Origin of the sequence: Dactylosporangium cerinum (genome assembly GCF_042653625.1) — a bacterium.
In the GTDB taxonomy this organism is placed as follows: Bacteria; Actinomycetota; Actinomycetes; order Mycobacteriales; family Micromonosporaceae; genus Dactylosporangium; species Dactylosporangium cerinum.
This window is the reverse complement of the sequence record NZ_JBHSIU010000018.1, coordinates 427,696-449,269: the sequence shown is the minus strand read 5'-3', so window position 1 is coordinate 449,269 and position 21,574 is coordinate 427,696. Positions and strand designations below refer to the sequence as shown.

General features: G+C 71.4%; 20 protein-coding genes. 15 read left to right on the top strand and 5 right to left on the bottom strand.

Features of this window, described 5'->3' with window-relative positions; all coding sequences use genetic code 11:
* Positions 1-13: 13 nt before the first annotated feature.
* On the bottom strand, positions 14-823 hold the full coding sequence (locus tag ACFPIJ_RS17650) for an IclR family transcriptional regulator (RefSeq protein ID WP_380116156.1): 810 nt from the start codon (positions 821-823) through the stop codon (positions 14-16).
* Between the two features lie 150 nt (positions 824-973).
* On the opposite strand from ACFPIJ_RS17650, the gene ACFPIJ_RS17645 reads away from it, so the two are divergent.
* From ACFPIJ_RS17645 to ACFPIJ_RS17610, 8 genes are read left to right on the top strand one after another with little or no spacing between them, the layout of a single operon-like run.
* A complete protein-coding gene (locus ACFPIJ_RS17645; protein WP_380116154.1) occupies positions 974-2,491 on the top strand; it encodes an aldehyde dehydrogenase family protein in 1,518 nt (505 codons plus the stop codon).
* Entirely contained in the window at positions 2,488-3,474 is a 987-nt protein-coding gene (locus ACFPIJ_RS17640) for a zinc-dependent alcohol dehydrogenase (RefSeq protein WP_380116153.1), read from the top strand. The genes ACFPIJ_RS17645 and ACFPIJ_RS17640 overlap by 4 nt, the downstream gene beginning before the upstream one ends.
* On the top strand, positions 3,471-5,219 hold the full coding sequence (locus ACFPIJ_RS17635; protein WP_380116152.1) for a thiamine pyrophosphate-binding protein: 1,749 nt from the start codon (positions 3,471-3,473) through the stop codon (positions 5,217-5,219). Before ACFPIJ_RS17640 ends, ACFPIJ_RS17635 begins: the two co-directional genes overlap by 4 nt.
* A 48-nt stretch (positions 5,220-5,267) precedes the next feature.
* Positions 5,268-6,416 carry an ABC transporter substrate-binding protein gene (locus ACFPIJ_RS17630; protein WP_380116150.1) on the top strand — a complete coding sequence of 383 codons (1,149 nt, stop codon included), beginning with the start codon at positions 5,268-5,270 and terminating at the stop codon, positions 6,414-6,416.
* Between the two features lie 56 nt (positions 6,417-6,472).
* Positions 6,473-7,342, top strand: coding sequence for a branched-chain amino acid ABC transporter permease (locus ACFPIJ_RS17625; RefSeq protein ID WP_380116148.1), 870 nt, complete (start codon positions 6,473-6,475; stop codon positions 7,340-7,342).
* Positions 7,339-9,141, top strand: coding sequence for a branched-chain amino acid ABC transporter ATP-binding protein/permease (locus ACFPIJ_RS17620; protein ID WP_380116145.1), 1,803 nt, complete (start codon positions 7,339-7,341; stop codon positions 9,139-9,141). The genes ACFPIJ_RS17625 and ACFPIJ_RS17620 overlap by 4 nt, the downstream gene beginning before the upstream one ends.
* On the top strand, positions 9,138-9,854 hold the full coding sequence (locus tag ACFPIJ_RS17615) for an ABC transporter ATP-binding protein (protein WP_380116143.1): 717 nt from the start codon (positions 9,138-9,140) through the stop codon (positions 9,852-9,854). The genes ACFPIJ_RS17620 and ACFPIJ_RS17615 overlap by 4 nt, the downstream gene beginning before the upstream one ends.
* A complete protein-coding gene (locus ACFPIJ_RS17610; protein ID WP_380116142.1) occupies positions 9,851-10,696 on the top strand; it encodes a DMT family transporter in 846 nt (281 codons plus the stop codon). The genes ACFPIJ_RS17615 and ACFPIJ_RS17610 overlap by 4 nt, the downstream gene beginning before the upstream one ends.
* A 29-nt stretch (positions 10,697-10,725) precedes the next feature.
* Here the strand turns inward: ACFPIJ_RS17610 and ACFPIJ_RS17605 are convergent, their stop codons facing one another.
* Positions 10,726-11,694 (bottom strand): ThuA domain-containing protein, encoded by a 969-nt coding sequence (locus ACFPIJ_RS17605; RefSeq protein WP_380116141.1) that lies wholly within the window; start codon positions 11,692-11,694, stop codon positions 10,726-10,728.
* Positions 11,695-12,023: 329 nt separating this feature from the next.
* On the opposite strand from ACFPIJ_RS17605, the gene pqqC reads away from it, so the two are divergent.
* The 3 genes from pqqC to pqqB are packed head-to-tail and all read left to right on the top strand — an operon-like array spanning position 12,024 to position 14,985.
* Positions 12,024-12,767 (top strand): pyrroloquinoline-quinone synthase PqqC, encoded by a 744-nt coding sequence (pqqC, locus tag ACFPIJ_RS17600; RefSeq protein WP_380116139.1) that lies wholly within the window; start codon positions 12,024-12,026, stop codon positions 12,765-12,767.
* Entirely contained in the window at positions 12,764-14,152 is a 1,389-nt protein-coding gene (pqqE, locus tag ACFPIJ_RS17595) for a pyrroloquinoline quinone biosynthesis protein PqqE (protein WP_380116138.1), read from the top strand. Before pqqC ends, pqqE begins: the two co-directional genes overlap by 4 nt.
* Entirely contained in the window at positions 14,149-14,985 is an 837-nt protein-coding gene (gene pqqB, locus ACFPIJ_RS17590) for a pyrroloquinoline quinone biosynthesis protein PqqB (protein WP_380116136.1), read from the top strand. Before pqqE ends, pqqB begins: the two co-directional genes overlap by 4 nt.
* Here pqqB and ACFPIJ_RS17585 read toward each other — a convergent pair.
* Together ACFPIJ_RS17585 and ACFPIJ_RS17580 are read right to left on the bottom strand one after the other, a co-directional pair.
* Complete coding sequence (locus ACFPIJ_RS17585; protein ID WP_380116133.1) at positions 14,974-16,104, bottom strand: cation:proton antiporter domain-containing protein; 1,131 nt, start codon at positions 16,102-16,104, stop codon at positions 14,974-14,976. The genes pqqB and ACFPIJ_RS17585 overlap by 12 nt on opposite strands.
* A gap of 122 nt (positions 16,105-16,226) precedes the next feature.
* Entirely contained in the window at positions 16,227-17,738 is a 1,512-nt protein-coding gene (locus ACFPIJ_RS17580) for a dihydrolipoyl dehydrogenase family protein (protein ID WP_380116131.1), read from the bottom strand.
* 344 nt (positions 17,739-18,082) lie between these two features.
* Between ACFPIJ_RS17580 and ACFPIJ_RS17575 the strand changes: the two genes are divergently transcribed.
* From ACFPIJ_RS17575 to ACFPIJ_RS17565, 3 genes are all read left to right on the top strand, one after another.
* Positions 18,083-18,850, top strand: coding sequence for an SDR family NAD(P)-dependent oxidoreductase (locus ACFPIJ_RS17575; RefSeq protein WP_380116129.1), 768 nt, complete (start codon positions 18,083-18,085; stop codon positions 18,848-18,850).
* Positions 18,851-18,997: 147 nt separating this feature from the next.
* Positions 18,998-19,444 carry a DUF6325 family protein gene (locus ACFPIJ_RS17570; RefSeq protein WP_380116127.1) on the top strand — a complete coding sequence of 149 codons (447 nt, stop codon included), beginning with the start codon at positions 18,998-19,000 and terminating at the stop codon, positions 19,442-19,444.
* A 74-nt stretch (positions 19,445-19,518) separates the two neighbouring features.
* The gene (locus tag ACFPIJ_RS17565; protein ID WP_380116126.1) at positions 19,519-19,716 is read left to right on the top strand and encodes an SHOCT domain-containing protein; all 198 of its coding nucleotides are present in this window, start codon (positions 19,519-19,521) and stop codon (positions 19,714-19,716) included.
* Between the two features lie 452 nt (positions 19,717-20,168).
* On the opposite strand, the gene ACFPIJ_RS17560 is transcribed toward ACFPIJ_RS17565, so the two are convergent.
* Positions 20,169-20,324, bottom strand: a complete 156-nt coding sequence (locus tag ACFPIJ_RS17560) for a winged helix-turn-helix transcriptional regulator (protein ID WP_380116124.1) — start codon at positions 20,322-20,324, stop codon at positions 20,169-20,171.
* A gap of 344 nt (positions 20,325-20,668) precedes the next feature.
* On the opposite strand from ACFPIJ_RS17560, the gene ACFPIJ_RS17555 reads away from it, so the two are divergent.
* Positions 20,669-21,556 (top strand): alcohol dehydrogenase catalytic domain-containing protein, encoded by an 888-nt coding sequence (locus ACFPIJ_RS17555; RefSeq protein WP_380116122.1) that lies wholly within the window; start codon positions 20,669-20,671, stop codon positions 21,554-21,556.
* The last annotated feature ends 18 nt before the right edge of the window (positions 21,557-21,574 follow it).

The window sequence follows — 21,574 nt, the reverse complement described above, 5'->3', positions numbered from 1 at the left end:
TTCGCGGGGAGGTTCAGAGCGAGCTGCCCAGCGGGTGGTCGAAGCCGCGCTCCGACATCCGCTGGGCGACGTCCTTGAGGTCTGCGGCGAACTCGGCGACGCGTTCGTCGGTGAAGCGCAGCGTGGGTCCGCTGAGGGTCAGGGCGGCCACGACCGCGCCGGAGCGGGAGTGGATCGGCACCGCGACCGCGGACAGCCCGTCCTCACGTTCGCCGTGGCTGGCGGCGTACCCCTGGTGCGCGGCCTCGTCGATCCATTCCTGCAGCCGTTTGATGTGCGGCTCGCCGTACGGGGAGCTCCTGGCCACGCGCAGCAGGCGTCCGGGCGTGGCGTTGTGCAGCAGGACCTTGGCCGACGCGCCCGCCCACAACGGCAGCTCGTCGCCGACGTGCACGACGTGCCGCAGCGGCTGCGGGCTCTCCTGCTGGGCGACGCACACCCGGTAGATGTCGCGGGCGACGTAGACGTTGACAGTCTCGCGGCGTCGGGCAGCGAGGTCGCGCATCATCCGCTGGGTCTCCGGCGGCAGCTCCCAGCTGCGGCGGGCCAGATGCGCCCAGCGCCACAGCCCGGGCCCGGCCATGTAGCCGGCGGCGGTGCCCCACAGCAGGCCGCACTGTTCGAGGGTCTGCACCAGGCGGATGACGGTGGTCTTGGCCAGCCCGGTCTCCTCGACGATGTCGCGGATCGTGACGAGCGGCCGGTCCTCGGTGAGCAGCGTGAGGATGTCCAGGGCGCGCTGGACGCTGCGGACGCCCTGCGACTCGACCTCGGTCGCCGGCTCGGTCGTCGGCTCGGTGTCACCCGTCATTGCCTTGGCCATGTGGTTCTCCATCGCTTCGTGCCATCGCTTCTGGACGCCGATTGTCGCGCGCTCGGTGCCGTTTCATGCGCTCGTAACTTTTGCGACTCGGACTCTTGCCAGCGGCGGTCAGCCGCCCGTACGTTACACCCAGTCCGCATAGTGGTCCAGATGTACCGTCAAGCGGTATCAGGTCTTCGGAGAGCGAACATGCTGAACGCGATCCTTGCATCGACCGGCGCCGAGCCGGCGCCGGCACCATCCCTGCTGGCAGGAGTGTGGCGTACGGACGGCCAGCAGGCTGATCGAATCGGTCCGTACGTCCAGCGGGCGGTCAGCCGGGCCACCGTCGCCGACGACCAAGCGATCCACAGTGCAGTCCAATTTTCCCACTCCAGCGCTCGGGCGGTGGGGGCACTCGCACCGGCCGCCCGCGCCGCGGTCCTGGAGCGGGCCGCCGAACTCGCGGTGCGCCACCGCGACGCGATCGCCCGGCTCATCGCCCTGGAACTCGGCAAACCCGTCAAGGACGGCCGCGGCGAACTCGACCGGGTCGCCGACACGTTCGCCGTCTGCGCCGCCGAGACCCGCCGCATCGGCGGGGACCTGCTGCCGGTCGCCGGCTGGGACCGGGGCGTCGGCAACACCGCACTGACCTACCGCGCACCGGCCGGCGTCGCCCTCGCGATCACCCCGTTCAACGCCCCCGCCAACCTCCTCGCGCACAAGCTCGGGGCCTCCTTCGCCGCCGGCAACACGACGATCGTGAAGGCGCCCCCGCAGGCGCCGGCCGTCTCCGCCGCGGTCGTCGCCCTGCTGCTGGAGGCCGGAGCACCGGTCGAGGCGGTGCAGCTGTTGCACGGCGGCGGCGCCGTCGGGGCCGCGCTGTGCGCAGCACCGCAGATCAGCGTCATCAGCTTCACCGGCAGCGCCGAGACCGGCGCCGCGGTCGCGCGGGCCGCCGGCGCCAAACGGCTCGTGCTGGAGCTCGGCGGCAACGCGGCCACGATCGTCTGCGACGACGCCGACATCGCCCAGGCCGCCGCCGTCTGCGCACGCACCGGCTACACCAACTCGGGGCAGAGCTGCATCTCGGTGCAGCGGGTCTACGTCCACCGGTCCCGTTTCGAGGAGTTCGTCGCCGCGTTCGGCAAGGAGGTCGCCGCGCTGCGGGTCGGTGACCCGCTCGACCCGGCCACCGACGTCGGTTCGATGGTCGACGACGAGGCCGCCGAGCGCGTCGTCGCCTGGAGCGCCGAGGCCGCCGCCGGCGGCGCCCGGATCACGCTCGGTGGCACCCGCGACGGTGCGACGGTCGCTCCGACGATCGTCGTCGACCCGCCCGCGGACGCCGCAGTCGTGACCCGCGAGGTGTTCGGCGCGCTGGTCGCAGTGCTGCCCTACGACGACTTCGACGCCGTGCTGGCCGCCTGCAACCGCAGCCGCTACGGGCTGCAGGCCGGGCTGTTCACCCACGACATCGGCCGGATCATCACCGCCTGGCGGGAGCTGGAGGTCGGCGGGCTGATCGTCAACGGCTCGTCGAACTTCCGGCTCGACCACGTGCCGTTCGGCGGGGTCAAGGACTCCGGCTTCGGCCGCGAGTCACCCGCGTACATGATCGAGGACTACACCGTGGTCAAGACGCTGCTGCTGCGCGGCCTGTCGATCTGGGGCACCCGCACGTGAGGGCCGCCGTCCTGACCGGCCCCGGCGCCGTCGAGGTCACCCGCGACTGGCCCGAGCCCGAGTGCGGGCCCGACGACGTCGTGATCGCCGTCCGCGCCGTCGGCGTGTGCGGATCCGACCTCGCCGTCGTCGACGGCAAACGCGCCGTGCCCCACCTGCCCTGGGCACTCGGTCATGAGGCGATCGGCGACATCGTGCGGGTCGGCGACAACGTCGCGCCCGACCGGCTCGGCGAACGCGTCGCCGTCGAACCCAACTTTCCCTGCCTGAGCTGCCCTGCCTGCGACGCCGGCCGGACCGCGGTCTGCCCCAAACGGCGCATCCTCGGCATCAACGAGCCCGGCGCGCTGCGCGAGCGCGTCAGCGTGCCGGCCCGGTTCGCCTGGACCGCACCGGCCGGCCTCGGTGACGAGGACCTGGTGTGCGTCGAGCCGCTCGCCGTCGCCCTGGCCGCGGTGGCCCGCGCCGGCCTCACCGCCGGCGAGCGCTGCCTCGTCGTCGGCGCCGGCGCGCAGGGCCTGCTCGTCTGCCTCGCCGCGCAGGCGCACGGTGCGGTCCCGTTCGTCGTCGACCCGCACGAGGGTCGCCTGGCCACCGCCGCCGGTCTCGGCGCCGCCGCCATGCCCGACGGCATGGACTTCCCGGTGGTGTTCGAGACCTCCGGGGTGCCGGTCGCGCTGGAGACCGCGATCGAGCGGTGCGGCCCCGACGGCCGGATCGTGCTCATCGGGCAGAGCGCCGTCCCGGCCCGGCTGTCGACGTTCGCCGTCGTGCAGCGGCGGCTGACCCTGCTCGGCTGCCTCATCTACGACCACCCGGCCGACTTCGCCGCCGCCGTCGACCGCGCCGCCGAACTGCGGCCCGGCCGCATCCTGCGCGGCCGCTACCCCCTCGCGCGGGCGCACGAGGCGTTCGCCCAGGCGCGGGAGCTGCCCGGCAAGACCTGGATCACGTTCGAGCACCTGGAGGAACACCCGCGATGAGCGTGGAGACCAAGACCGCGGCCGAGGCACTCGTCGCGCAGTTGGAGTCATACGGCGTCGAGTACATCTTCGGCACCTGCGGGCACACGAACATCGCCCTGCTGGACGCGATCGGCCGCAGCAGGATCGAGTTCGTCATCGCCCGGCACGAGCAGGCCGCCGCGCACGCCGCCGACGGTTACGCCCGCGCGTCCGGCAAGGTCGGCGTCCTGCTCGTGCACGTCGGCCCCGGCATGATGAACGCGGTCACCGGCGTGGCCACCGCCGCGCTGGACTCGGTGCCGCTGGTCACCATCGCCGGGGACGTGCCGTCCTACATGTACGGCCGCCACCCCCACCAGGAGGTCAATCTTCACGCCGACGCGGACCAGACCGCGATCTACCGGCCGTTCGTGAAGCGGGCCTGGCACGTGCACCGCGTCGAGGACCTGCCCCGCTTCACGGAGCGGGCGTTCTGGACCGCGACCGCCGGGCGGCCGGGCACGGTCCTGCTGGACGTGCCGATGGACCTCTTCTCCCGCCCACTGCCGGCCGAGCGGGCCACCACCTACCCGCTGCCCGCGGCCACCAGCGCACCGGCCCTGAGCGTCACCGACGCCGAGCGGGCCGCCGAGCTGCTCATCGGGGCGCAGCGACCGCTGGTGTACCTCGGCGGCGGCCTCGGCCCCGGCGACGGGCGCAAGGCCCTGCTGTCGCTCGTGGAGCACCTCGACATCCCGGTCGCGCACTCGCTGATGGCGAAGGGCTCGCTGCCCGACCAGCACCCGCTCGTGATGGGCATGACCGGCTTCTGGGGCCTCGAGGTCACCAACACCTACGCCCTCGAGGCCGACGTCGTCCTTGCCATCGGCACCCGCTTCGCCGAGACCGACGCGAGCTCCTGGAACCCCGCCTACACCTGGCGGGTGCCGCCGACGAAGCTCATCCAGATCGACATCGACCCGGCTGAGATCGGCCGCAACTACCCGGTGGAGCTCGGCATCGTCGCCGACGCCACGCACGCCGTGCGCGCCGTCGACGAGGCCGTGCGCCGCGCCGCCCCGCAGGCCGTGCGCCGCCCGGCGCTGCGCGACCAGATCCGGGCCGCCCGCACCGCACTGTTCGACGGCAGCACCGAACGCGGCCGCAGCGACCAGTTCCCGCTGCGGCCCGAGCGGATCCTGCTCGACCTGCGCGAGACACTGCCACCCGACACGATCCTGGTCACCGACGTCGGCTGGAACAAGAACGGCGTCGCGCAGTGCTACCCGCTGCCGCCCGAGGGCTGGTTCATCGCCCCCGGCGGCGCCTCCACCATGGGCTTCGGCCCGGCCGCCGCACTCGGCGTCCAGCTCGCGCTGCCGGACCGGGTCGTCGTCGCGCTCGTCGGCGACGGCGGCATGAGCGCGCAGCTGCCGGCGCTGCCGATGGCCGTCGAACGCGGCCTGCCGGTCCTGTTCGTGGTCATGAACAACCGCGCCCACGGCACCATCGCCGACCTGCAGGCCGCGAACTACGGCCAGACGTACGGCTGCACCTTCACCGACCCCGACGGCCACCCCTACAGCCCGGACTTCGCCGCCCTCGGCCGCGCCTGCGGCGCCGACGGGTATCTCATCGAGCGCGTCGAGGACCTGCGCGACGCGCTCCTGACCGCACACCGTCGCCGCCGCCCAGCCGTGCTGGACGTCGCGATGGTCAACGAGCCCGTGCCGACCCCTGGGCACTGGAACATCAAAGACATCTACCACGGTGTCTTCGAGTGAACACCCCTTCCGGACGCACCGTTTCCGACACCCCGAGGTGATGCGCACATGTCCGCACTTCGCTTCAGACTCATTGCCGGCGCCGCCCTGCTGGCCCTCACCCTGACCGCCTGCAGCGCCCCCGGCGAGAAGAAGGACGACCAGCCGACCAGCAACGCCGGCCCGATCAAGCTCGCGCTCGTCGACGCGCAGAGCGGGCAGCTCAGCTCGCTCGGCGCGTGGGAGCTCAAGGGTGCCAAGCTCGCCGTCGACGAGTGGAACAAGGCCGGCGGCGTCAACGGCCGGCAGATCCAGCTCGACGTCTTCGACGACCAGGGCGACCCGACCGTCGGCACCAACCTCGCCCGCAAGATCGCCAGCGAGGGGTACACGGCGATGATCGGCACCGCGGAGAGCGCGGTGACCATCGCGATGGCCCCGATCCTGCAGCAGGCACAGATCCCGAACATCACGTCCGGGCAGTCCAACGGCCTGGTCGCGGTGAAGAGCCCCTTCCTGTTCCTCAACGGCCCGACCAGCACCACCTACGACGAGACCCTGGCGAAGTACGTCGTGGACACCAAGGGCATCAAGACCATCGCGATGATCACCAACAACGGGTCCTACGGCAAGGGCGAGCACGACGCCTTCCTCAAGGCGCTGCAGACCCGCACCGTCACCCCCGTCGCCGACCAGGTCGTCACCACCGACCAGAAGGACTTCAGCGCCGCGCTGACCGCCATCCGGCAGAAGAACCCACAGCTGATCTTCCTGGGCGCCGAGGAGGTCCAGTCGGGCCTCATCGTCAAACAGGCCCGCGACCTCGGCATCACCGTCCCGTTCGCCGGCGCCGCCCCGCAGGGCACCCCGGTCTACCTCGACACCGCCGGCGCCGCCAAGGCCGAAGGCACGATCGTCAGCTCGCCCTACCTGAGCAACGACATCAACGACGCGTCGAAGAAGTTCGCCGCCGCGTACAAGGCCGCCTTCAACGAGGAGGCCGAACTGCACGGCGCCAAGGCCTACGACGGCACGCAGATCGTGCTGACCGCGCTGAAGACCAGCAACGGCGCCACCGGCAAGGCCCTCGCCGACGCGATCCGGGCCACCAAGTACAAAGGGCTGCTCGGCGACTTCGCCTTCGACGAGACCGGCGTCGGCATCCGTGCCACCGCGATCGGGATCATCACCAACGGCAAGCTGCAGGCCGCGAGCTGAGTCTGACCTCGCCGGGGCGTCCCACCGGGGCGCCCCGGTCCGGCATCGGGAGAGCCATGCAAGTCACACTGCAAACACTGATCGGCGGGCTGAGCCTCGGCGCCGTCTACGCCCTCGTCGCCATGGGATTCTCCCTCGTCTACCGCACGATGGGCCTGGTCAACTTCGCGCACGGCAACGTCGTGACGCTCGGCGCCTACGTCGCCTCGACCTTCTACATGTCCGTCAAGCTGCCGTTCGCGCTCGCCATGATCGTCGCCATCGTGGTGACCGGGATCGTCGGCTTCGTCATCGAGTTCGTCCTGCGGCCCTTGGAGAACAAGGACTTCGACCTGATGCTCATCGGCACCATCGGGTTCGGCATCGTGCTCGACGCCCTGGCCATCATCATCTGGGGCGCGACCGGGCGGGCCGTGCCCTCGCCGGTGCCGGCCGCGCCGATCGACCTGTTCGGCCTGCGGATCCGCACCTACGACCTGGTCGTGCTCGCCATCGCGGCCGTGGCGATGGTGCTGCTGATGCTGTTCCTGTCGCGGACCAAGCGCGGCACCGCGATGCAGGCGGTCGCCATGGACCACGAGGCGGCCACCGCCGTCGGCATCCACGTCGGGCGCAGCAACTCCATTGCGTTCGTCATCGGCGCCGGCCTCGCCGCCCTCGCCGGCGGCCTGGTCGGGCCGCTGCTCTACGTCAGCCCGACGATGGGCGGGGCGCTGGGCATCAAGGGCTTCGCCGGTGCGATCCTCGGCGGCTTCGGCAACATCCCGGGCGCCATCCTCGGCGGGCTCGCCATCGGGGTCCTCGACGCGTTCGCCGCCGGGCACTTCCAGGGCTACAGCGAACTCGTCACGTTCCTCGTGTTCACCGCCATCATCATGATCCGCCCCACCGGCATCTTCGGCGAAAGGACGGTGAACCGCGCATGAAACGCCGCCTCGCCATCCTCGCCGCCATCGGCGCCGCGCTGTGGATGCTGCCCTACGGCGTGGACTCCTACGCCATCCACGTCATCGACGTCACGCTCATCTTCGCGCTGCTCGCCATCGGCCTGGGCCTCGCCATGGGCATCGCGGGGCAGGTCAACCTCGCCCAGGTCGCGTTCTTCGGCGTCGGCGCCTACACCGTGGCGATCCTGACGACCAACGCCGGATTCGGCTTCTGGAGCGCGGCGCTGCTCGCCCTGGTCGCCACGGCCGTCACCGGGCTGGTCGTCGGCACCCCGGCGCTGCGGGTCCAGTCGCACTACCTCGGCATCGTGACCCTGGGACTGGCACTCGCGTTCACCAACTGGGTCACCAACGCCGAGATCAGCGGCGGCGCCGAGGGCATCAACGCCATCCCGGTGCCCGAACTGCCCGGCGTCGACCTCTCCAGCGAATACCTCTTCTACTACCTCGAACTCATCGTGTTCGCGATCGCCCTCGCCTTCGGGCTGTTCGTCGTGCGCACGCCACTCGGCCGGCGGATGCGGGCCATGCGCGACGACCCGCTCGCCGCCGGGTCCGTCGGCGTCGAGGTGCCGATGGTCCGGATGACCGCGTTCCTGCTCGCCAGCGTCTACGGCGGCACCGCCGGTGTCCTCTACGCCGGCCTCGTGCGCTACGTGGCGCCCGAGTCGTTCAGCATCGCCAACATGTTCCTGCTGCTCGCCATGGTGATCATCGGAGGGCGGCAGAGCCTGCTCGGCTGCGTCGCCGGCGCGGTCATGCTGTCGCTGCTGCGTGAGCTGCTCGTCGACTACCCCACCTACGCGCAGGTCGCCTACGGCAGCGTCGTCGTGCTGGTCGTCGTGTTCGCCCCGACCGGCCTGGCCGGGCTGCCGAAGCGGCTGTGGGAGCGTTTCGTCCGCGGTGGCGGCGGGCCCCGGCAGGAGCTGCGGCCCTTCGAGCCGTACGCGGCGACCGAGGTGTCCGAGCGCGAGGGGCCGCTGCTGGAGATCGTCGGGATCAGCAAGCAGTTCAAAGGCCTGCGGGCACTGGACGAGGTGTCCCTCGCCGTCGGCAGCGGGGAGATCCGCGGCATCGTCGGACCCAACGGCTCCGGCAAGACAACCCTGTTCAACGTCGTCACCGGGCTGTACAAGGCCACCACGGGCCGGGTCGTGTTCGACGGTCGCACCGTGAGCGGCGCCAGCCCGTATCGGCTCGCCCAGGCCGGGATGGCCCGCACATTCCAGAACCTGCGGCTGTTCACCGCGCTCAGCGTCCGCGAGAACATCCTCGTCGCCCTGGACCAGACCCGCACCCGATCCATCTGGCAGTACCTGCTGTGGCCGGTCGGTGTCTGGCGCCGCGACCGGGCCCTGCGCGTCGGCGGCGACGCGCTGCTGGCCCGCTTCGGCCTCACCGACTTCGCCGACGCCCTGCCCGGCGCGCTGCCCTACGGCACCCAGCGGCGTGTCGAGATCGCCCGGGCCATGGCCCAGCGGCCGAAGCTGCTGCTGCTCGACGAGCCCGCCGCCGGACTCAACGGCGAGGAGGTGCGCCAGCTCAGCGAGATCGTGCGCTCCATCCGCGACAGCGGGGTCACCGTCGTGCTCATCGAGCACAACATGGGCCTGGTCATGTCGCTCTGCGAACGGGTCACCGTCCTGGCCAGCGGGCGGATCATCGCCGACGGCACCCCGGCCGAAGTGGCCGCCGCGCCGCAGGTCATCGAGGCCTACCTCGGCGATTCGATGTCCGACACCATCGCCGAGGTCCCGATCGAGGAGGCAAGCCGATGACCGCACCGGCGCTGGAGGTCGAGGACCTCACCGTCCACTACGGCGGCGTCTGCGCCGTGCGCTCCGTCAGCTTCGCCGTGCCGGCCGGCGGGTGCCTCGGCATCATCGGCGCCAACGGCGCGGGCAAGACCTCGACGCTGAAGGCGGTGCTCGGCCTCGTCCCGCGCACCGTCGGCGCACTGCGCCTCGACGGCAAGGACCTGTCCCGCGTGAAGGCCCGGGACATGGTCCGGCACGGCATCGGCTACGTGCCCGAGGGACGGCACGTCTTCGCCGGGCTGACCGTGGAGAAGAACCTCCTCCTCGGCGCCTACGCGCAGAAGTGGAACGCGCAGACGCGGGAGAAACTCGCCGAGGTCTTCGCGCTGTTCCCGGTGCTGGGGGAGATGCAGCACCGGCTCGCCGGCGCGCTGTCCGGCGGGCAGCAGCAGATGCTGGCCATCGGCCGGGCGCTGATGTCCCGGCCACGGCTGCTGCTGCTCGACGAACCGTCCATGGGCCTGTCACCGAAGCTCGTCGAGGAGATCCTGGCCGCGCTGCAGCGCCTCAGCGCCGACGGGCTCAGCATGCTGCTGGTGGAGCAGAACGCGAAGCTGACGTTCGAGGCCACCGACCGTTGCCTGGTCGTGGAGAACGGGACCGTGGCGATGTCGGGCTCATCGCAGGAGCTGCGGCACGACGTGCGGGTGCGGCGCGTGTATCTCGGACTGTGAGGTTCGCCGGGCTCTTCGCCTGCGGCGCACTGTTCGGCCTGTCCTACGTCCTGGTGCGCGACGTCGTGCCGGCGACCGGGCCGGTCGGGGTCACCGTCGTGCGGACGCTCATCGGCGGCACCGCGCTGCTGCTCGCGGCGCGGGCCGCCGGCCAGCGTCCGCAGTGGCGGCGCTGGCGGGCCTACCTGCTGCTCGGCGCGCTGTCCGCCGCCGTGCCGTTCAGCCTGATCTCGCTGTCGATGCTCACCCTCAACGCCGGCACGGCCGCCGTGCTCAACGCGTCCTCGCCGCTGTTCGCGCTGGCCTTCGCCGGCCGCCGCCCGACGGGTCGCCAAGCGGCGGGACTGGTGCTGGCGATCTGCGGTGTCGCGGTGGCCATGGCCAGCCGCGGCCTGCACCTCGGCGACGGTGGCGTCCTCGGCGTTCTGGCCGGACTGGCCGGCGCGGCCGTGTTCGCCTACGGCGGCTTCTTCGCGGCGCGGCAGTTCCCGGACGAGCCTCCGGCCGTGCTTGCTGCGGGCCAGCAGCTGGCCGCGTGCCTGCTGCTGACTCCCGCGCTGCTGGTGCTGCCGGTCCGCGCGGCGCCGACCGGCGGGCTGGTGCTGCGCCTGGCGGTGCTCGGCCTCGCCGGCAGCGCGCTGGCCTACCTGCTGTTCTACCGCCTGGTCGCGGCGGAAGGCCCGGCCCGTGCGGCGAACGTGAACCTGCTGGTCCCGCTGTTCGGTGTGCTGTGGGGGTGGGCGCTGCTGTCCGAGCCGATCCCGCCGGTCAGCGTGGCCGGGATGGCGGCCACGGTCGCGGGCCTGTTCCTGGTCCTGCACCAACGCCCCGCAGCCGGTTGAGGGCTGCGGGGCGCCGGTGGCGGTGCGGGTCAGCGGCAGAACGGTGCGGCGCCGGCCGCGGACCTGATGCCACCCACCAGCATCTGCTGGAACTGCACCGCGCCGGGGAACGCGCTGCCGTCGCCGAAGATCTGACCGTCGTGGCCCAGCGTGGTCAGCCAGGCGCGGCCCCCGTCGTAGTACTGGCACCAGGTGACGGGGTGGTCGTCACCGTGGCCCGGGTGGCCCATCGAGCCCTCGACGCCCTCGGCCAGGGTGCTCTCATCAACGGTCGCCAGGACCCGGACCTTGGTCGGCGCCGGGACCAGGTTGTACCACTCGTCGCGCAGCTGCCAGGTCTGCGGCAGGCCGGCGGTGGAGACGTCACGGCGATCCACGACCCGGACCGTGCCGGGCTGTGCCGGGCCGTGGTCGTAGTAGTTCGCGCCGCCGAGCAGGCCCTCGTACCAGGGCCAGTTGTATTCGGTGCCGAAGGCGTTGTGGACGCCCACGAACCCGCCGCCGCCGCGGATGTACTGGCGCAGCGCGGTCTGTGCCGCGTCGTCCAGCGTGTCGCGGGAGGTGCTGAAGAAGATCACCGCGTTGTACCGGAACAGCTGGTTGGGGCTGCTGACCTGGGCGAGGTCCTCGGTCCAGTCGACGGCGAAGCCGTTCTTCTGACCCAGTGCCACGACGCCGTTCTGCACGACGCTGGTCGCGGCGAGGACCGGGTTGAGGCCGGTGCCGAGCGCCGGGCCGAGGTTGGCGTGGCGGGGTCCGGCGGTGCGGGTGAAGAGCAGGACCTTGTAGCCCTTCGACGGGTCGAAGTTGCCCCAGTCGTGGTAGCAGCGTTCGTCGACGCCGCGGCACACGCCGTAGTCGGGGCTGCCCAGCTCGCGGGCGCCGGTCTGGCGGTCCTTGGGGTTCTGCGCCGCACTGGGCAGGACGGCGACGAGCCCGATCGCGGCCGTCGCGGCGGCGACGAGTCCAGCGAGGAGGGCGGGACGGTTCCATTGCATGCCGGGTTCTCCATTCACGGGGGTGTCGGCGATCCGCGTGGTCCACCAGGCGGACCTTTCGTACCGGCAGGAAGCTGGCTCAATATAGGCCCGGTCCGGATCGACGCACAAGGATCGGGCTTGTGGCGGAGATGGGCGGCGGACTATGGTTCGACCATTCAGTGGCTCTGATGCACCGTCTAGCGGACCTAGGAGCAATCATGAAAGGCATCGACCAGACCGCCGCCACCTCGACCGCCGTGCCGGACCGTCGCCAATGGACCGCACCGCGGGGTCGAGTGCCTCGAGACACGGCCCGAGGTCTCGGCCTACTCCGGCGCGGGTGACCCGTGGCTGCGCCAGCACCGCTGAGCGTGCTGACCCGCGACGCGTTCGCCGAGGCCCTGCGGGGCCTCGGCACGCACTACTGGGACCGGCACCCGTTCCACGTCCGCCTGCACGCCGGGCGGTGCACCCCGGACGAGATCCGCTCCTGGGTGGCGAACCGCTGGTACTACCAGCGGTGCCTGGCCCAGAAGAACGCCGCCATCATCGCCAACTGCCCGCTGCCGGAGGTCCGACGGGCCTGGCTGCCGCGGGTGACCTTCCACGACGGCAGCCCCGACGGCACCTCTGACGGCACCTCTGACGGCACCCGGCCCGGCAGCGGGGGACTGGCCGACTGGCTCGCCCTCGCAGCTGCGGTCGGACTGACCCCGGACGAGGTCGTCGACGAGCGGCACGTGCTGCGCGGCGTGCGGTTCGCCGTCGACGGATACCTGCACTTCTGCCTCGCCCGGCCGTGGACGGAAGCCGTCGCCGCAGCACTCACCGAACTCTTCTCGCCGGACCTCATGACCGACCGGCTGCAGGCCTGGCAGCGGCACTACGACTGGATCAAACCCGACGGCCTGACCTACTTCGAGACCCGCATCCCGGTGGCCCGCACCGACAGCGCCGCCACCCTCGACCTGGTCCTCACCCACTGCACGACCGCCGAACAGCAGCACGCCGCGCTCGCAGCGCTGCGCTTCAAGTGCGACGTGCTCAACGCGATGCTCGACGCCGTCGACTACGCGGCGGCGACCACATGACCGCGTTCACGCTGCGCCGTGGCGTCCGCCTCGCCCACGACCCGGTCCGCGGCCAGGACTGCCTGCTGTATCCCGAGGGCGTCCTGCTGCTCGACCCGGTCGCCGCCGACATCGTGCGGGCCTGCGACGGCCGCCATGACCTGGACGGCATCGTCGTCCGGCTGGCCCACGACTACGACGATGTCGCACCGGCCGACGTCGAGCGGTTCCTCGCCGACCTGAGCGACCGCCGGTTGCTGACCGTCGTTCCCGCGGCAGGCCCTGAACGTCCCGGCGGCGCCCTGGCGGGCGGCGCCGCCGGGGCAACCACCTGGACCGGACGTCACCCACGCCCGACCGGCCTGCTCGCCGAGGTCACGTACCGCTGCCCGCTGCACTGCGCGTACTGCTCGAACCCGGTACAGCTCGCGGCGTACCGGGCCGAGCTCACCACCGCCGAATGGACCGGCGTGCTCGATCAGGCCCGCGCCGCCGGCGTCCTGCAGGTGCACCTGTCCGGCGGCGAGCCGCTGCTGCGCCCGGACCTGCCCGAGCTCGTCCGGCACGCCAGCAGTCTCGGCATGTACACCAACCTCGTCACGAGCGGCATCCCGCTCACCGCCGCGAGGCTCGCCGCCCTGGCAACGGCCGGCCTCGATCACCTGCAGCTGTCCATTCAGGACGCCACCGCCGACGCCGCCGACCGGGTGGCCGGCGGCCGGTTCCACGACCGCAAGCTCGCCGCCGCCGCCCTCGTCACGACCCTGGGTATCCCGTTCACCGTGAACGTCGTGCTGCACGCCGGCAACACCGACCGCCTCGCCGGCATCGCGGAACTGGCCGTGGCCCTCGGCGCGGACCGGCTGGAGCTCGCCCACACCCAGTACTACGGCTGGGGACTGCGCAACCGCGCCGCCCTGATGCCGACCCACGAACAGGTCGAGCGGGCCGCGGCCGCGGCTGCCGACGTCCACCGCCGGCACGGCGACCGGATCGAAATCGTCTACGTCGAGCCCGACTACCACACGGGGCGCGCCAAGCCCTGCATGAACGGCTGGGGAAGCCGCCAGCTGGTCGTCGCGCCCAACGGCGACCTGCTGCCCTGCCTCGCCGCCGGGCAGCTGGGCCTGCCGACCCCGTCGGCACGGACCACCGACCTGGCCGACGCCTGGCAGCACTCGGCGCTGTTCAACGCCTTCCGGGGCACCGCCTGGATGACCGAGCCGTGCCGCAGTTGCGCGCTGCGTGACGCCGACCTCGGCGGCTGCCGCTGCCAGGCCTTCCAGCTCACCGGCGACGCCGCCGCGACCGACCCGGCCTGCCACCTGTCGCCGCACCACGACCGGGTCCGCGGCGCGGCCGGCACGCCGGTCCGCCTCCCGGCGGTCCCGCGGCGGTCACGGTGAGAGTCCGGATCCTCGGCTCCGCAGCCGGTGGCGGCCTGCCGCAATGGAACTGCGCCTGCGACGGCTGCACCACCGCCCGTCGCAGCGGCGCGAACCGCACCCAGGACGGTGTGGCGGTCACCGGCGACGGCACCGCCTGGTACCTGATCAACGCCTCGCCCGACCTGCGCACGCAGCTGCTGTCGACCGGAGACCTCGACCCGGGCCCGGGCCGGCGGGACACCCCGATCCGCGGCGTGCTGCTCACCACCGCCGAGCTCGACCACACGATCGGCCTGTTCGGTCTGCGCGAGGCGGAGCGCCTGGACGTCTACGCGACGCCGACCATCCTTGCGGCACTGCCCGCCGTGCCGATCCTGCGCCGCTACACCGACCTGCACCTGCACGAGCTGACCGGCGAGCCGCTCACCCTCGACGGTGGCCTCACCGTCCACGCACTGACCGTCGGGGCGAAGCGCCCCCGATACGCCGATCCCGGCCGGGGCGACGCCTGGGTCAGCGCACTGCGCCTGCTCGACCAGCGGACCGGCCGGTCGTTCGTGTACGCCACCTGCCTGCCGACCTGGACAGACGCCTTCGACGCCTTCCTCGCCGGCGCCGACGTGGCTCTGCTCGACGGCACCTTCAGCACCGAGGACGAGCCGGCCCGCGCGGCCGGGCTGACCCGCACCCCGCGCGACATGGGCCACCTGCCGATCGCCGACGCCCTGCCCGAACTGCGCCACCACCCCGGCGTCCGCTTCCTGTTCGGACACCTCAACAACACCAACCCGTTCGCGGCTGGCCCGGCGCCGGTCGACGTGGCCCACGACGGGCAGGAGCTACTGCTGTGAACCACCGACCAGCAGATGCGAGACGATCATGTCGCCGAGCAGCCGCCGGTAGTGATCCCGCGTGCCCGGATCGACCGGATCCCGTTCGAAGATGGCGGTCAAGGTGTACCGGTTGGCGATGCGGAAGAAGCAGTACGCGCTGATCGCCAGGTGCACGTCGAACGCGTCGACGTCATCGCGGAACACCCCGTCAGCGCGGCCCCGCTTGAGAATCTGCTCGATCAGCTTGATCGCCGGGCTGTTCAGCGCCGCAAGGCTGTCCAACTGCGCGATGTGCTCTCCACGGTGGATGTTCTCGATGCTGACGAGCCGGATGAAGTCCGGGTTCGCCTCGTGATGGTCGAACGTGAACTCCGCGAGCCGGCGGATCGCCTCCGCCGGCGGCAGATGATCGAGGTTCAGCTGGTGCTCAGCTTCGCGGATGCGCGCGTAGGCCCGCTGGAGGACCTCGACGTACAACTGCCGCTTGCTGCCGAAATAGTAATAGATCATCCGCTTGGTGGTGCGGGTCCGCTCCGCGATCTCATCCACGCGCGCCCCGTCGTATCCGCGGTCGGCGAACTCCCGTGTGGCGACGTCCAGGATCTCCCGGCGGGTCCGTTCAGCATCGCGCCGACGTTCGTCTGCCTGGTCCATCGTTTCCCTTCGCGTGCTTCCGCACCAGTGTCCCACGGGCGACGATCCGCACACCCGCCGCGCAAGGTTCGGGAACGCTGCCGATACCGTCAAGCCAGCGGCGAACGCCCCGAGGATCGCTTCCAACCCGAGCGCCGCGGCCAGTGCGGCGAACCCGACGAGGAGCGCGAAGGCGGCGCGGACACGCACCTGCGCCGCGCCGCCATACAGCGGCGCGAACAGGCGGGTCAACGGTGCCACCATGACGGCGACCCGGCCGGCGACCGTCACCGCCAGCATGGCGACCGTGAACAATCCCAGCAGCAGGACGCGGACGCCGGACGTCTGGCTTCCGGCAGGGAACAGCAGCGACAACAGCACGACCGAGCCGATGTCGCCCAGCGACGAACCGAGCAGGGTCAGCTGCCCGAACGTCGCATTCGTCTGGCCCAGCGACGCGAGCAATGCCACCACGACGCCCAGCGATGTGGTGGTCAGCACCACCGCGACGAACGGGACGTTGCCGATGAGGTCCAGGCAGGATCTGCATGATGCCGGAGAGCGCACCGCCCGGCCGCACCGCCCGGCCGCACCGGACGGTCGCGGTGTCGGGCGACGCTTCACGGCTATGCGGCGACGAGCTGGCGTTGCCGGGCCTCGTCGAGCGCTTCCAGCAGGCGCAGCCACACTTCGCTGACCGTGGGGAAGCTTGGTACCGCATGCCACAGCGTGGGGATCGGCGTCGCGGCGACCACCGCTGCGGTCGCGGCATGCAGCATCTCGGCCATGCCGATGCCCATGAAGGTCGCCCCGATGATCACGTCGGCCCGCGCGTCCACCACGAGCTTCGCCCGGCCGTGGTAGGTGTCCTGCGCGAGGAAGGCGCCGTCCACGTCGCCGAAGTCGGACTCAACCACCTCGACGTCGAACCCCTGTTCGCGGGCGGCCTGTTCGGTCAGACCGACCATCGCCACCTCTGGGTCCGTGAAGATGACCTGTGGCACCCGCCCGGGCCGCACTGCATCGGTGTGCCGGTTGAACGGTTCGGTGTCGAGCGGACGTCCGGCAGCCCGCGCTGCAATGACCTCACCGGCGACACGGGCCTGGTACTTGCCCATGTGCGTCATCAACGCCGGCCCGCCGACGTCGCCGACGGCATAGAGCCACTGTCCGGGTACGTCCTTGACCGCCATGTGCCTGTCGGTGGACAGGAACTCGCCAGCGGCCAGCCCGACGGTCTGCAGGCCCAGGTCGACGCCGGCGGATACGCGTCCGGCCGCGACCAGCACCTCGTCGACGGTGAGCACATCTCCTCCGTCGAGGCGCACCATGATCGGTCCACCGTGGATGAGACCCGGGCCGGCGTCGTTGACCTCGGCCCGCTCGACGCGCTCGACCCGCTGCTCCAGGCGCACGTCGACGCCCGCGCCGCGGAACCCTGCCAGCAGAGCGTCACCGACGAACGGCTCAGCCCGGGCGAGGAGGCGCGGTGAACGCTCCACCACCGTGATGTTCCTGGCGCCGAAGGCCCGCAGCCAGGTCACGGCCTCACACGCGACCGGGCCGCCACCGAGCACCAGCACGCGGTCCGGCACCTCGTGGATGTTCGTCGCGTCGCGGGAGAACCACGGCCGCGCCTCCCGCAGGCCTGGTACCGGCGGGATGCGCGGCAAACTGCCGGTGGCCAGCACCACGGCGTGCCGCGCCGTGATGGTGCGCTCGCGGCCGTCGGCGTCGCGGACGACGACGGTCCGCTCGCCGGACAACCCGCCGCGCCCGCGCAGGACGTCGACGCCCGCACGGAGCATGCCGGCCACCTGGTCGCCGTCGTCAAGGTGGTCGTTCGCCGCGTCACGGCGACGCAGGACGCTGGGCACGTCGAGATGCCGGTCGGTCACGAGTTCCTTGACACCCGCGACGTCCTGTCCGGCTGAAAGCTGGTGTACCGGCGACAGCATCGCCTTGCTGGGGATGCACGCCCAGAAGTGGCAGTCGCCACCGACCCGCTCGGACTCCACGACAACGGCGTCGAGTCCCGAGAACCGCGTGGCGTACAGCGCCGCGGTCTGCCCCGCCGGCCCGCCACCGACCACAACGACGTCCCACTCAGAGCGGTCGGGATTCACTGATCCAGCCATGTCCGTCCCCTGCTGTGACACAACGCAACCTCGAAGGGCACTGACGGATCGACACGCCCCGGAACAGCCACGGACCTACCCACAGCCACTCGCCAGAAACCCCGACATGAACGACACGGCGGGCTCACAGTTGCGTTGTGGGATCGATGGACGCGTTGAACCCGTGCTGGGTCCGCGGTCAGATCGTTTGGGCGAGTTCGGTGAACACCGCGGCGACCCGAGTTGCCGGCGGGGCGTGGACGGCGAGTTCGTAGTGTCTCTGCACGCGCTCCGGCTGGTGTGGCCGGGCATCAGCAGGGTACATGGGCAGTTTCAGGCCAGCTCAGCGACGGGGGAGGAACATCATGCCCGGGAAACTGGACGGTAAGGTCGCCCTCATCACGGGCGGCGGCACGGGCATCGGCCTGGCCACCGCCAGAGAGTTCGCCCGGGAGGGCGCCCAGGTCTACATCACCGGCCGCCGCAAGCCTGAACTGGACGCTGCGGCGGCGTCTGTCGGACCCGGCGTCACCGCCATCCAGGGGGACGTCTCCAAGCCCGGGGACCTCGACCGGATCTACGAGCAGATCGGCCGGGAACAGGGACACGTCGACATCGTCTTCGCCAACGCCGCCACCCTTGATCGGGTCCCATTCGGCTCGATCACCGAGGAGCACATCGACCGCGCCTTCAACACCAACGTCAAGGGCACGCTGTTCACCGCGCAGAAGGCCCTGCCGCTGATGCCCGACGGCGGAACGATCATCTTGACCGGCTCCGTTGTCTCCATCAAGGGCTACCCCGCCCAGGGCGTCTACTCGGCCACCAAGGCGGCGGTGCGGTCGTTCGCCCGCACCTGGACGACGGACCTGTATGACCAGGGCCGCGACATCCGGGTGAACGTGGTCAGCCCGGGCCCGGTCGGCACGGCGATGCTCGCCGGCCACCCCGAGGGGGCGGCGATGCTCCCCGGCCAACCTGAGGGTATGGAGGTGTTGGCCTCGCGTGTCAGCATGAAACGTCTGGGCCGCCCGGACGAAATAGCCAAGACCGTCACGTTCCTCGCCTCCGACGACGCCAGCTTCATCACCGGCGCCGAATTCTTCGTCGATGGCGGGAACGCTCAGGTCTAGTTTTAGACGCTCGCCTGAGCCGGTCAGGAAGCCAAAGCCGCCCTCGCCGGCAAGGGCGCTGCCACAGGTCGTCAGAAGTAGCGCCTGCTGGTGCGATCACCCGGTGTGGATGACGCGGACACGGGCGCGGAGCGTCATGGTTTGCCCATGCGGGATCTCGATGAGATGGGACCGGTCGACTACCTGGTAGTGGAGTTTCCGGAGGGCCGGTTGACCGGCGAAGGGTTTCCGTTGCTTGCCGACCTGGTCGATCGCGGGATCATCAGGATTCTCGATCTCGTCTTCGTCAGGAAGCGCGACGACGGCGCGGTCGACGGGCTGGAACTGACCGATCTCGACCACGACGGCACGCTGGATCTGCTGATGTTCGAGGGCGTCACCACCGGGCTTGTCGACGCGGACGACCTCGCTGAGGCGGCCGACGTCCTCAGCCCGGGCAGCACGGCGGCGATCCTCGTGTACGAGAACCGGTGGGCCGGGCCGCTGGCTGCCGCGATGCGCCGGGGCGGCGGCCAGCTTGTCGCGGGTGGACGAGTCCCGGTGCAGGCGCTGCTTGCGTCCGTCGATCGCATCGACACCGAAGCCAGCCGATAGGAGGACGCTGAAACATGCCAGGACTACTTCGCGGCATCGCGCGCACGACCGTGGTTGCCGGCACTGCGACCGCCGTGTCCAACCGGGTCTCCCGGCGGCAGGCTGGCCGGTGGGCGGCGCAGGAACAGGCACAGGACCGAGCCGAATACGCTTCCGGCGACGACACGTCCGACAGGCTCGCGCAGCTCCAGCAGCTCGGTGCACTCAAAGCGCAAGGTGTGCTGACCGAGGCCGAGTTCGAGCAGCAGAAGGCTCGAATCCTCGGCGCGTGACCCCTGAGCGTCGCCAGGGACAACGCCGCCCTCGTCGCTGAACTGCAGGGCGCCGGGAAGCAGACTGGTCGCGGGGCGGTCATCGACTCCCCCCATGTGGGTGCGGCGTGACGCGGCCCGATAGCGGCCCGAGCCCGGTCAATCGTGCCCGAGCGGGCTCGAAACACCACGTCCTGATCGAGAGCGCCGGCATCCGCAACTCCACCGGCATCGCCCACCCCTATGCCCGCCAGCCGCCGGGCAACTCGACGCTCAGCGGGCACCGCGCCTGCCAATGTATGCCCGCGATGGATCCTGTCCGGCGGGCGAGCGAACACGAAACCTGGAAGCGCGCGGTCGGCCTGACCTTCGAACTGTTGATGCTTGCCGTCGCGCAGCGGTCTCAGTGCCTCCGCGAGGAGCCGCGGCCCGGACTGTGTCCGCCAGCACGACAGCCCAGCGGTGGCGGCCCGCTACACGCCGGCCATCGCGTCGTGCTGGGACCGGGCGGCCTCGATGTCACCCATGTGCCGCTCGGCCCAGTCCTTGACGTGGGCCAGGACGTCCAGCAGCGAGCGGCCCAGCGGCGTCAGTTCGTAGTCGACGCGGACCGGCATGGTCGGGGTCACCGTCCTGGTGATCAGGCCGTCCCGCTCCAGCCCGCGGCAGCGTCTGGGTGAGCATCTTCTGGCTGACGCCCATGATCTGGGCGGAGAGCTCGGAGTAGCGCAGCGGGCCGCGCAGTCCGAGCGCCACGACGACCAGGCTCACCCACTTGTCGCCGATGGTCTCGATCAGCCGGCGGCTGGGGCAACCCTGCTGGAAGGCGTCGTAGCACGCCTCCGCCGGGGCTGGTTCCGACGCTGTCACAACGAACCTCCAGGTGCGCTCTGCACTCCAAAGTGCCTACTTCCCAACGGAGAGTATGTCACCGACAGTGGGGTGACCAACAAGTTCCTGAAGGAGAAACGCCATGCAAGCCCTGATCTCCCGTGCCGGCGACCCGACCCCGCGCGTCGAGCAGCTCGACCCGCGCGAGCTCGGCCCCGACGAGGTTCGGGTCGCCGTGACCGCCGCCGGATTCACCCTGTACGACGCCGCTGCCGCCGCCGACCACGCCATGCTGGGCCTGCCGGACGTGGTCGGCCTGGGCTTCGACTTCAGCGGCACGGTCACCGAAATCGGCTCGGACGTCGCCGGAGTGGCGGTGGGCGACCGCGTCGCAGGCCTGCACGGCGACGTCACCGCCGGCGCACGGGCCCACGCGTCCGAGGTGGTCGTGCCGGCGACGAGTCTCGCGCCCGTCCCCGACACGCTCACCATGGAGGCGGCCGCGGCCGTCACCCTGAGCGCCCTCGCCGCCCGGCAGGCGCTGGATCTGCTCGGCGATGGCCGCGGCCGGCTGCTGGTGACCGGGGGAGCGGGCGGCGTCGGCAGCTGGGCCATCGCCCTCGGTGTGCGGGACGGCTGGGAGGTCGACGCGCTCGTGCGGCCCGGCGCCGAGACCGTCGCGCTGGACGCGGGAGCGTCCTCGGTGATCGCCGAGGTGCCGTCGGCGGCCTACGACGCGGTCGTGGACGCCGGTGCGTTGCAGCAGGACGCTGTGGCGGCGGTGCGTGACGGGGGCAGGTTCGTCGGCGTGAAGCCGGGTCGAGCGGTGGCGGCCGAGCGTGGTGTCACGGTCAGCACGGTTCTGACCCGGCCCGACGGCGCAGCCCTGACCGACCTGCTCGGCCTCGCCGCGAAAGGCCACGCGCCGATCCGGATCGCTGCCACGAGGCCCCTCACGCAGGCCGCCGAGCTCTACGCCGCCGCGATGGCGGCGCCGGGCTCCGACGGCCGGTGGCTGCTCATCCCGTGACGGTCGCCGCACACCACG

Excerpts from the sequence above, each read along its gene's own strand:
- ACFPIJ_RS17650 (WP_380116156.1), bottom strand. The coding sequence starts at position 823 with ATGGCCAAGGCAATGACGGGTGACACCGAGCCGACGACCGAGCCGGCG.
- ACFPIJ_RS17645 (WP_380116154.1), top strand. The coding sequence starts at position 974 with ATGTACCGTCAAGCGGTATCAGGTCTTCGGAGAGCGAACATGCTGAAC.
- ACFPIJ_RS17635 (WP_380116152.1), top strand. The coding sequence starts at position 3,471 with ATGAGCGTGGAGACCAAGACCGCGGCCGAGGCACTCGTCGCGCAGTTG.
- ACFPIJ_RS17630 (WP_380116150.1), top strand. The coding sequence starts at position 5,268 with ATGTCCGCACTTCGCTTCAGACTCATTGCCGGCGCCGCCCTGCTGGCC.
- ACFPIJ_RS17625 (WP_380116148.1), top strand. The coding sequence starts at position 6,473 with ATGCAAGTCACACTGCAAACACTGATCGGCGGGCTGAGCCTCGGCGCC.
- ACFPIJ_RS17620 (WP_380116145.1), top strand. The coding sequence starts at position 7,339 with ATGAAACGCCGCCTCGCCATCCTCGCCGCCATCGGCGCCGCGCTGTGG.
- ACFPIJ_RS17615 (WP_380116143.1), top strand. The coding sequence starts at position 9,138 with ATGACCGCACCGGCGCTGGAGGTCGAGGACCTCACCGTCCACTACGGC.
- ACFPIJ_RS17605 (WP_380116141.1), bottom strand. The coding sequence starts at position 11,694 with ATGCAATGGAACCGTCCCGCCCTCCTCGCTGGACTCGTCGCCGCCGCG.
- pqqE (WP_380116138.1), top strand. The coding sequence starts at position 12,764 with ATGACCGCGTTCACGCTGCGCCGTGGCGTCCGCCTCGCCCACGACCCG.
- ACFPIJ_RS17580 (WP_380116131.1), bottom strand. The coding sequence starts at position 17,738 with ATGGCTGGATCAGTGAATCCCGACCGCTCTGAGTGGGACGTCGTTGTG.
- ACFPIJ_RS17575 (WP_380116129.1), top strand. The coding sequence starts at position 18,083 with ATGCCCGGGAAACTGGACGGTAAGGTCGCCCTCATCACGGGCGGCGGC.
- ACFPIJ_RS17570 (WP_380116127.1), top strand. The coding sequence starts at position 18,998 with ATGCGGGATCTCGATGAGATGGGACCGGTCGACTACCTGGTAGTGGAG.
- ACFPIJ_RS17555 (WP_380116122.1), top strand. The coding sequence starts at position 20,669 with ATGCAAGCCCTGATCTCCCGTGCCGGCGACCCGACCCCGCGCGTCGAG.